At 72.4% G+C, this 9,850-nt stretch carries 10 protein-coding genes and 1 pseudogene; 3 read left to right on the forward strand and 8 right to left on the reverse strand.

Annotated elements, in window-relative coordinates; translation table 11 throughout:
• The 4 genes and pseudogenes from H5J29_RS10270 to H5J29_RS10285 form a co-directional block, all read right to left on the reverse strand.
• Positions 1–301: pseudogene (locus H5J29_RS10270) on the reverse strand (ATP-dependent DNA ligase); the annotation flags it as partial.
• 61 nt (positions 302–362) lie between these two features.
• The gene (locus H5J29_RS10275) at positions 363–872 is read right to left on the reverse strand and encodes a DinB family protein (RefSeq protein ID WP_181780699.1); all 510 of its coding nucleotides are present in this window, start codon (positions 870–872) and stop codon (positions 363–365) included.
• A gap of 100 nt (positions 873–972) precedes the next feature.
• Positions 973–2,478, reverse strand: a complete 1,506-nt coding sequence (locus H5J29_RS10280; RefSeq protein ID WP_181780700.1) for a solute symporter family protein — start codon at positions 2,476–2,478, stop codon at positions 973–975.
• On the reverse strand, positions 2,475–2,798 hold the full coding sequence (locus tag H5J29_RS10285) for a DUF485 domain-containing protein (protein ID WP_181780701.1): 324 nt from the start codon (positions 2,796–2,798) through the stop codon (positions 2,475–2,477). The genes H5J29_RS10280 and H5J29_RS10285 overlap by 4 nt, the downstream gene beginning before the upstream one ends.
• Before the next feature lie 63 nt (positions 2,799–2,861).
• Between H5J29_RS10285 and H5J29_RS10290 the strand changes: the two genes are divergently transcribed.
• Positions 2,862–3,485 carry a TetR/AcrR family transcriptional regulator gene (locus tag H5J29_RS10290; protein ID WP_181780702.1) on the forward strand — a complete coding sequence of 208 codons (624 nt, stop codon included), beginning with the start codon at positions 2,862–2,864 and terminating at the stop codon, positions 3,483–3,485.
• A 4-nt stretch (positions 3,486–3,489) separates the two neighbouring features.
• On the opposite strand, the gene H5J29_RS10295 is transcribed toward H5J29_RS10290, so the two are convergent.
• The 4 genes from H5J29_RS10295 to H5J29_RS10310 are packed head-to-tail and all read right to left on the reverse strand — an operon-like array spanning position 3,490 to position 7,953.
• Positions 3,490–5,007 (reverse strand): class I adenylate-forming enzyme family protein, encoded by a 1,518-nt coding sequence (locus H5J29_RS10295; RefSeq protein WP_181780703.1) that lies wholly within the window; start codon positions 5,005–5,007, stop codon positions 3,490–3,492.
• Positions 5,008–5,009: 2 nt separating this feature from the next.
• On the reverse strand, positions 5,010–5,930 hold the full coding sequence (locus H5J29_RS10300; protein ID WP_181780704.1) for an amidohydrolase family protein: 921 nt from the start codon (positions 5,928–5,930) through the stop codon (positions 5,010–5,012).
• A complete protein-coding gene (locus tag H5J29_RS10305) occupies positions 5,927–6,739 on the reverse strand; it encodes an enoyl-CoA hydratase/isomerase family protein (protein ID WP_181780705.1) in 813 nt (270 codons plus the stop codon). The genes H5J29_RS10300 and H5J29_RS10305 overlap by 4 nt, the downstream gene beginning before the upstream one ends.
• Entirely contained in the window at positions 6,736–7,953 is a 1,218-nt protein-coding gene (locus tag H5J29_RS10310; RefSeq protein ID WP_181780706.1) for a CaiB/BaiF CoA transferase family protein, read from the reverse strand. Before H5J29_RS10310 ends, H5J29_RS10305 begins: the two co-directional genes overlap by 4 nt.
• A 127-nt stretch (positions 7,954–8,080) precedes the next feature.
• Here H5J29_RS10310 and H5J29_RS10315 point away from each other — a divergent pair, with 127 nt between their 5' ends.
• Together H5J29_RS10315 and H5J29_RS10320 are read left to right on the forward strand one after the other, a co-directional pair.
• Positions 8,081–8,740 carry a TetR/AcrR family transcriptional regulator gene (locus tag H5J29_RS10315; RefSeq protein ID WP_181780707.1) on the forward strand — a complete coding sequence of 220 codons (660 nt, stop codon included), beginning with the start codon at positions 8,081–8,083 and terminating at the stop codon, positions 8,738–8,740.
• Positions 8,737–9,850 (forward strand): phosphotransferase family protein (locus H5J29_RS10320; protein ID WP_181780708.1); only part of this gene is annotated, 1,114 nt, incomplete at its 3' end. The genes H5J29_RS10315 and H5J29_RS10320, both read left to right, overlap by 4 nt.

Below are 9,850 nucleotides of genomic sequence, written 5' to 3' on the forward strand. Positions count from 1 at the left end.
CGAGCAGCTCGGACCGGCGGCGGGCCGAGCCTGCCCCGGACGTCTCGGCGAGGGAGGTCAGCAGCGAGTCGACCTCCGCGACCTGCAGCGACGGAGAGTCGGCGGGCGAGGAACGGGCCCCGGACAGCGTGCGCCACCCGACCCCGATCCGGCCCTGCAGCGGCTCCCCCGAGAGCCAGGCCGTTGCCGGAGCGACCTCCTCGACGGAGCACTGCCGCAGCAGCGCGGCCAGCGCCGCCGACTTCGCCTTGCGCGAGCGGGTGGCACCGACCGCGGCCGAGGTCTCCACCACCGCGTTCACCAACACGAGGGCATCACAGCACAGACCACCGACACTCACCCGGCCACGCGAGGACGAACGCTCAGCCCATCGACTTCTGACCGTCGATCGTCTCCCGGAGGATGTCCGCGTGGCCTGCGTGCTGCGCGGTCTCCGCGATGACGTGCACGAGAACCCGACGCGCCGACCAGGCAGGCTCGGTGAACCAGGGTGCCTCGGGCAGCGGGTGGGCCAGGTCGAGGGACGGCAGGTCGCGCACCACGGCCTCGGTGCGTGCGGCGATCGCCTCGTACTCCGCGAGCAGGCCCGCGAGCGTCTCGCCCGGCAGCATCCGGAAGCTGTTCGCGTGCTCCTCGAAGCTGTCCGCGGTGAACTCCATCGACGCGGGCCCCTCCAGCACGAACGTGATCCAGCCCTGCTCGCAGGACATGACGTGCTTGATCAACCCGCCGAGGCAGAGCTCGCTCGCGGTGGGCGTGAGCGCGGCCTGGGCGTCGGTGAGGCCCTGCACCGTGTAGCGGAACAGGAACCGGTGCTTGGCCAGTGCCGTGAGCAGGTCGGTCTTCTCGTCGACGATCAGGGCGGCGGTCATGAGGTCCTCCGTGGTTCTCGTTCCTGCTGGTGAGAACAACGATAGGAACCATTCCGGCCAGGTTCCGGCCGCAATGGGCGGCCGGAACCGGTTCACCCGATCAGACGACGGCTCGGCCCGTCATCGCCTGCACGTGCATCTCCTCGTAGGGGATCTCGTCCCGCCGCCTGCTCAGCACCGTGCCCAGGTAGCAGCCGAGGAACCCGATCGGCACCGACACGAGCGTCGGGTACGAGAGCGGGTACAGCGCCGACGCCCCCATCACCCCGGGCCCGACCAGCACCAGCCCGACCGACACCACCAGGCCCGCGACCACACCGGTGATCACGCCGACCGTGTTGAGCCGCTTCCAGAACAGCAGCAGCACGAGGACCGGCACGTTCGCGCTGGCCGCCACCACGACCGCCATCAGGGCCAGCAGCGCGATGTTCGTGTTCTGCGCACCGAGCGCCAGCACGATCGACACCGCCGCGATCGCGACCGCCGCGATCCGGCCCGCCTTCACCTGCTCGGCGTCGGACGCCTTGCCCTTGCGGATCAGCGAGCTCCAGATGTCGTGCGCCACCGCACCCGATCCCGCGATCACCAGACCCGCCACCACGGCCAGGATGGTCGCGAACGCCACCGCCGAGACCAGCGCGAACAACACCGGCCCGCCGAGTGTCTCGGCCAGCTGGGGAGCGGCCAGGTTGCCCGCCTTGTTGGCCGCCGCGATCTGCACCTGTCCCACGATCGCCGCCGCGCCGTAGCCGATGAACGGCATCGCGAGGAACGCCAGCCCGAGGATCCAGAGCGCCACGCTCATGGACTTCCGGGCCACCTTGGCGTCGGGCACGGTGAAGAAGCGGATCAGGATGTGCGGCAGGGCCGCGGTGCCGAGCACCTGCGCGATCGCCACGGACAGCAGGTCCAGCCCGGGGACGACGCCGGTCGCGCGCGCGAACAGGTCCGTGGGCGAGGCCGCCGCCACGGCCTCGAAGAGCGCCAACGGGTTCCAGCCGAAGCGGGCCAGCACGAGCACCACCATCACGGCCAGTGCCGCGAGCAGCATGACGGCCTTGACGATCTGGATCCACGTCGTGGCCAGCATGCCGCCGACGGTGATGTAGACCGCCATCAGGACGCCGACGACGATCACCGCCACCCAGTACGGGACGTCGATCAGCAGGCTGATCAGCACACCCGCCCCGACCAGCTGCGCGATCATGTAGAAGACCGTGACCACCAGCGTGTTCACCGCCATCACCGCGCGCACGCCCTTCGAACGGAAGCGGCTGGAGAGCACGTCGGCGATCGTGTAGCGGCCCAGGTTGCGCAGCGGCTCGGCCACCAGCAGCAGCACGAGCAGGAAGGCGACGAGCCCGCCCGCGACCAGGTAGAAGCCGTAGATCCCCTGCAGCGCGAGGATGCCCGCCACGCCGAGGAAGGTGCTGGCGGACAACAGGTCGCCGCAGATCGCCAGGCCGTTCTGCCAGCCGGTGATCTGGCCGCCCGCGACGTAGTGGGAGCCCGCGTCCCGGTTCCGGCGCCCGGCCCACGCCGTGATGGCCAGGGTCAGCGCGATGACGGCGACGAAGATCGCGATCGTGATCGGGTCGGCGTTCACCGGGACACCCCGGCCTGCTCGACCGCCTGCTCGGCGAGCTCGTCCCACCGGGTGGCCCGGCGGATGTAGAGCCCGCACAACAGCCAGACCAGCGGGAAGATCAGCACGGTGAGGACGAACGTCCAGCTCAGCTGGCCGATCGCCTTGCCGTTGAGCAGCGTGGTGAAGCCGGACAGCACGATGACGACCAGGTAGGCGCCGAAGCCCAGGATGGTCGCCGGGACCGCGAAGCGGTTGCGGCTGCGGACGAGCTCCGCGAACGCCGGGGTCGCGCTGACGGCGGCGGCCCGCGACGGCGGACCGGGTGCCGGATCGGTCATGATCCTCTCCTTCGAGTATGACTATCAAGCACTTGCTTGGTACGGCGACGACGGAAGGTCCTCATGCCCCCACCGCCCCGCGTGCGGCGCCGCCGTGCGGCCCCGCGCCCCGCCGACGACCGCTGGCTCGAGATCCTCGAGCGGACCGCGGAGATCTTCGCGGCGAAAGGCTACGAACGGACGACCGTGCGGGACATCGCGGACGCCCTCGGCCTGCTCAGCGGGAGCCTCTACTACTACATCTCGACCAAGGAGGACCTCCTCTTCGCGATCATCGAGGCGTTCCACGCGCGCGGCCGGGAGGCGATGGCCGCGCTCGACGAGGCCGCCGGGCCCGATCCGCTCGCCACCCTGCGCGCCGTGGTCGTTCGGCACGTGGAGCTCAACGCCGAGACTCCCGTCGAGACCGCGGTGTTCCACACCGAGTTCCGCAGGCTCGCCCCCGAACGGCAGGAGGGCATCACCCGCACCCGGCGCGACCACGAGGACCGCGTGACCCGGCTGGTCGAGCGCGGCCAGGCGGACGGGGCCCTGCGGGCGGACGTGCCCGCGCGGGTGGCGGCGCTCTCGGCGTTGGCCATGCTGAACGCCACGCACACCTGGTTCCAGCCCGGCCGCGGGCTCACCGCGACCGAGCTCGGCGAGCTGCAGGCCACCCTGCTGCTCGACGGCCTGCGCGCCCGGTAGCCGCTCATCCCCCGAACCGCTCGCGCAGCACGTGCTTCTGGATCTTGCCCACGGCGGTGCGCGGGAACTCGTCCGTGAAGAAGACCTGCCTGGGCGTGTTGTAGCCCGCCATCTGCGCCTTCACGAAGGCCGTGAGCTCCGCCGCCAGCTCGTCCGACGGCGGGCCGTTCGGCACCACGACCGCCACGACCTGCTCCTCGTACACGGGGTCCGGTAGCCCGATCACCGCGGCGTCGGCGACCCCGGGGTGCCTGCTCAGGCAGTCCTCGACCTCCTTGGACCACACGTTCTGGCCGCCGGAGCGGATCATGTCCTTCTTGCGGTCGACGATCGTGAGGAACCCGTCCGCGTCGGCGACGGCGATGTCCCCGGTGTGCAGGCGGTCGCCCGCCAGCGCGGCCTTCGAGGCCTCCTCGTTGCGCCAGTAGCCGCTCATCCGCGGGCCGCGCACACAGATCTCACCGGGCTCGCCCGGGGCGACCTCGTTGCCGTCGTCGTCGAGCAGGGCCACGTCGACACCGGGCATCGGCCGCCCGATGGACCCCCACCGCGCGAAGACGTCCTCCGGCGGGCACCACGTCACGAACGGGCCGCCCTCGGTGAGCCCGTAGGTGTGCGCGAACTGCACCCTGCCCTCGCGGGCGCCGAACGCCTCCGCGGTGCGGTCCATGATCCCGCTGGGGTCGTAGGCGCCGTAGTAGAGCAGCCGGACCGACGACACGTCGGTCTCCGGGAACGCCGGGTGCGTGATCAGCGTGTGCAGCATCGTCGGGACGCCGAGGACCACCGACACGCGGTGCCTCGGGAGCAGGTCCAGCACCACGTCGGGATCGAACTCGCGCAGCAGGATGACCGTGCCGCCCATCAGCAGGAACGGCTTCATGTGGTCCCAGTTGCCCACGTGGAAGGGCGGGAAGTAGTTCATGAACACGTCCCGGTCGTGCACGCGCAGGGTGGCCGCCATGGCCAGCCCGTCGTCGACCGTGCGGCGGTGGGACAGCATGGCGCCCTTGGGACGGCCGGTGGTCCCGGAGGTGTAGAGGATCATGTGCGGGTCGCGTTCGTCGACCGTGACGGGCGGGACCTCCACGGCGGCCCCGGTGAAGGCGTCCCACTCCGCGCGGTCGCCCTCCGGGCCCGGGATCCGGACGACGGGCAGGTCCGGGTGGGCGGCGCGCGCCTCCTGGGAGACCTCGTCGTACTGCGCCTCGACGAACCACAGCGCGGGCTCGGAGTCGCCGACCGTGTAGGCGTGCTCGGCGCCGCGGTGCCAGAAGTTGAGCGGCACCAGGATCGCGCCGATCGAGGCCGTCGCGAAGTACAGCTGCACGTACTCGAGGCTGTTCTTCGCCAGCACCGCGACGCGGTCGCCGTAGCCGATCCCGCGCGCGGTCAGCGCCCCCGCCGTCTCCTCGACGAGGTCCAGCAGCGCGGCGTAGGTGTACCGCCGCTCCCCGACGACGATCGCGACGGACTCGCCCCGACTGCGGGCGTTGTTCCGGATGATGTCCGAGACGAGCATCGCTAGTCCCTCCCGAGGAGCCGGAGTGCGTTGCCGCCCAACCACTTCTCCGCGACGCCCGGCTTGAGCGGCAGGTCGCGGACCTCGGCGACCAGGTCGGCGGGCGGGACGCCGAGCAGGGTCCAGGTCGAGGCGAAGAGCACCTTGTCGGCGAGCTGTCGGTTGCCGAACCGCAACAGCGACTCCCAGCCGGAGTTCGGCCGGGTGAAGGTGCGCGGGCGGTGCGCGGAGAGGTCCACGTACACGTTCTCGTGCCGCCAGGTCACCATCATCATGTCCTCGACCCACGGCCACGCCGCGTGCAGCGCGACGAGCCTCAGGTCGGGGAACGCGGTGGCCACGGCGTCGATGTACCGGGGGTGGCCCACGTCGTAGGCGGCGTCGAGCGACCAGTTGATGCCGGTGTGCAGCAGGACCGGGACGCCGAGGGCCTCGCAGCGGCCGTAGACCCGCGCCATCCGCGGGTCGTCCGGCAGCAGCTGCTGCTTGAACGGCGACAGCACGACACCGGAGAGCCCCAGCCCGACGGCCTCGTCGACCTTCCGCGCGGCGTCCGGCTCCCAGGGGTCGATCCCGCCGAACCCGACGACCTGCTCGGGATGGCGCTTCACGAAGTCCGCGACCACGTGGTTGTCCGCGGTGGGCACGCCCAGCCGCGAGCCGAACGACTCCGTGTAGACCCCCGCCAGGCCGATCCCACCGTCGGACAGCATGCGCAGGAAGTCCTCCTCGGACGGCACGCGCTCCCGCGCCGCCTCGCGCGCGGCCTCCCACCGCTCGCTCACCTCGGCGTGGGTGCGCGCCGGCGTGAGCGTGCCGCCGAAGTGCTCGGCGTAGCCTCGCAGCCTGCCGTTCGTGACGGCCTCGGAGAGGGTGAAGGCATCCGTGTCGGGCACGGCGCCCGCCAGGAAGTCGACGATCATCGCGAGCCTTTCAGGATCTCGTCGGTGGACTCGGGCCGCTGCGCGGTGAAGGTGGGACGGCGGCCCTCGAGCGCCGCCGCGGCACCCTCGGCGTAGTCCGGCCCGCGGAAGGTGGCGAACGCCGCGGCCTGCTCCTCGGCGTCGTAGGCCCGGCCAAGGCCGTCGCCCGCGAGGCCGTAGCAGCGGTGGATGCCCAGCTTGGTGAGCGGCAGCGCGTAGGCGGAGTAGCCCGCGTACCGGCGGGCGGCCTTCTCGACCTCGGCCGCCAGGTCGTCGGTCACGGTGGTGACCAGGCCGAGCTCGAGGGCCTCCGCGGCGGGCACCAGCCGTCCGCCGTAGATCAGCTCCTTGGCCTTGCCGATCCCGACGTACGCGGTCAGCCGCTGGGCGGGGGAGACGAAGCCGACCTTCATCTCCGGCAGCCCGATGCGCACGTCCGTGGCGCAGATCCGGAAGTCGCAGGCCAGCGCCAGCTCCGTGGCGTTGCCGACGCAGGGCCCCGCGATGACCGCGACGGTGACCACCGGCAGGTCCTCGACCTCGGCGAACAACGCGTACTCGGTGGCGATGTAGCGCTGGTAGGCCTCGTCGTCGAGCGAGCCGAGGTAGCCGAGGTCGGCGCCGCCGGAGAAGACCGTGTCCTTGCCGGTGAGCAGCAGGACGCGGACGGTGCGGTCCGCCTGGACCTCCGCCACCTTCTCCCGTAGCTGCGCGAGCGTGTCGACCGTGAAGACGTTCATCGGGTGGTCGCTCGCGAAGCGCAGGGTCGCGACCTGCCCGTCGGCGGAGCGGTCGAGGGTGACGGTCACTGCATACCTCCATGCACGACGCCGTCGTCGTACAGCCCGGCCACCGCGACGTCGTCGAGGCCGAGCACATCGGTCAGCACCGCCGCGGTGTCCGCGGCGATCGCCCCCGCGGGCCTCCCGGGGCGCACCTCGGCGCCCGAGAAGCGGTACGGGGCGGTCTGCAGGAGCACCTCGCCGTGGCCCGGCTGCTCCACCGGGCTGAGCGTCCCGCGCGCGACGAGGTGCGGATCGGTGAGGTTCTCGCGCACGCCGCGCACCCGCGCGGCGGACAGGCCGTGGGCCACCAGGTGCTCCACCAGCGCGTCGGCGGTGGGCCAGGTCGCCGCCCAGGCCTCGATGCGGTCGTAGAGCGGGCCGGGATCGGCGACGCGGGCGGCCACCGTCTCGTAGGTCTCCGCCAGCTCGGGGGCGTCCATGGCCGTGCAGAGCCGGTCGAAGAAGACGTCCCCGCTCATGCCGTAGGCCAGGTGACTGCCGTCCGCGCAGGTCGCGACGCCGGACGGGACGCTGGTGGTGTGCCGGTTGCCGTACTTCCCGCGCACCGCCTCGCCGCCGGTGAACGCGCCCGCGGCGGGCTGCTGGTCGATCATCGCGAACAGCGCGTCGAAGGCCGAGACGTCCACGTGCGTGCCCTCGCCGGTGGTCCCGCGGTGGTGCAGCGCGGCCCCGATCGCGGCCAGCGCGTGCACCGCGGAGTTGACGTCCGCCAGCGCGGTGCCGAAGTGCATGGGCGGCCCGCCCTCCTCGCCGGTCAGCGACATCAGCCCGGAGTAGGCCTCCGCCACCAGGCCGAAGCCGGACAGGTGCGAGTACGGGCCGGTCGCGCCGAACGTCGACAGCGAGCACAGGATCGTCCGGGCGTCGCGCGCGTGCAGGACCTCCCAGCCCAGCCCGAGCTTGGCCAGCACCCCGGGCGCGAAGTTCTCGACCACCAGGTCCGCCCAGTCCGCGAGCCGCAGGGCGAGGTCCAGGCCGCGCGGGTCCTTGAGGTTCAGCCCGATCGACCGCTTGCCGGTGTTGTACTGGACGTACGCGCTGGTCAGATGGTCGGCGGGCGCGCCGACGGCCACCGGCAACCCGCGCATCAGGTCGCCGGTCGGCTGCTCGACGCGGACCACGTCGGCGCCCATGTCGGCGAGCATCCTGGTGCAGAAGGGACCGGCGATCACGTGGCTGAGGTCGAAGACCCTGAGGCCGGCGTAGGGACCCGGCATGGCGGTGCACCTCCGTCGGTGCAGCGTCCAACCCCGTGTTGAACGCTCGTTCAGCGCACCGTAAGCCCGCTCGCGTCACTCGTCAACCGTCCTTTGAACGAACGTTCAGATCGGCTACGGTGGCGACATGGTCAGCGCCGAGAAGCCGGCCGCCGCGCGCCGGGCGAGTCCCGGTGCGGGGCTGCCGCCCACCACGCTCGTGCTGCCGGGGGACGAGCCCACGGCCGCCGCGCTCATCGCCGCGGCGGTGGAGGTCATGGCGGTGCACGGCTACCACGGCACGTCCGTTCGGGACATCGCCGCGGCCGCGGGCACCAGCCCCGCGATCCTCTACCACCATTTCACCTCGAAGCAGGTCCTGCTGGCCACGATGCTCGACCGCGGGCTGGACGTGCTCATCGCCGCCACCGAACAGGCCCTCGACCTGGCCGGGGAGGACCCGGCGGACCGGCTGCGCGCCGTCGTCGAGGCCCATGTCCGGGTGCACCTGGACTCGCAGCGCGAGAGCCTGCTGGGCAACAGCGAGCTGCGGGCCCTGGACCCGTCGTCGCTGCGGGTCGTGGTGGCCAAGCGCGATGTGCAGCAGCGGATCTTCGACCGCGTGATCCGGGACGGCGTGCGTCGCGAGGTGTTCGGCACGACCTACCCGGAGGACACGGCGCGGTTCGTCACCTCGGCCTGCACCGCCGTCGCGGCCTGGTACCGGGCGGGTGGGCCGCTGAGCGCGGAGGAGATCGTCCGCCATCACCAGGAGATCGCGCTCGACGCCGTGCGGTGGCGCCGGTGACGCTCGCGGCCGCGCTCGCCGACGTCCTCAAGCCGGTCCTGGGGGACTCGGTCACCGTCACCGGTCTGACCCGGCTCTCCGCCGGGGCCAGCCGCGAGACCTGGGCGTTCGAGGCGGACGGCCGGGCGCTCGTGCTGCGGCGGGACCCGCCCGCGGTGCCGGACCCGCTGGGGATGCGGCGCGAGGCCGAGTGCTTCCGCGCGGCCGCTGCGGCGGGTGTCCCGATCCCGGCGCTGCTGGCCGCGGGGGCCGACGACGCGATCGGCAGCCCCTACCTGCTGATGGAACGGATCGAGGGGGAGACGCTGCCGCAGCGCCTGCTGCGGGAGGAGCGCTGGGCCGCGGTGCGCCCCCGGCTGCCCCGCCTATTCGGCGAGATCCTCGGCCGGATCCACGGCATCGACCCCGCCGCCGTCCCCTCGCTGGAACACGTGCCGGACCGGTTGGGCGCACTCGTCGAGCGGCACGCGGGGTTCGGGGAGGCACGGCCCGCCCTGGAGCTGGTGTTCCGCTGGCTGCGCGAGCACCGTCCGGAGCCGGTGGCCCCGGCGGTGGTGCACGGGGACTTCCGCAACGGCAACATCCTGGTCGACGACACCGGGCCCGCGGCCGTCCTCGACTGGGAGCTGGCGCACGTCGGTGACCCCCGGGAGGACCTGGGCTGGATGTGCGCCAGGGCCTGGCGGTTCGGCGCCGAGCCCGCGGTCGGCGGCTTCGGCGCTCGCGAGGAGCTGTTCGCGGGCTACGAGGCCGCGACCGGCCTCCGCCCTGATCCGGCGGCGGTGCACTGGTGGGAGGTCTTCGCCTGCGCGCAGTGGGCGGTGATCTGCCGGATCCAGTCCGAACGGCACCTCGGCGGCACCGAGCCGTCGGTCGAGATGGCCGTGCTGGGCAGGCGGATCGCGGAGGCCGAGCACGACGCCCTGCTCGCCCTCGGGCTCACCGAACCCGTCCGGGTCGAGGACCCGGTCCACACCCCGGCACCGCCCGCGGAGACCCCGCTGTACGACCGGCCGACCGTCGACGAGCTGCTCGCCGCGGTCACCGGGTTCCTGCGCAACGAGCTCGAGACCGAGGACCCGCGCACTGCCTACCTCGCGAAGGTCGCGG

Origin of the sequence: Pseudonocardia pini, assembly GCF_013870575.1 — a bacterium.
GTDB lineage: Bacteria > Actinomycetota > Actinomycetes > Mycobacteriales > Pseudonocardiaceae > Pseudonocardia > Pseudonocardia pini.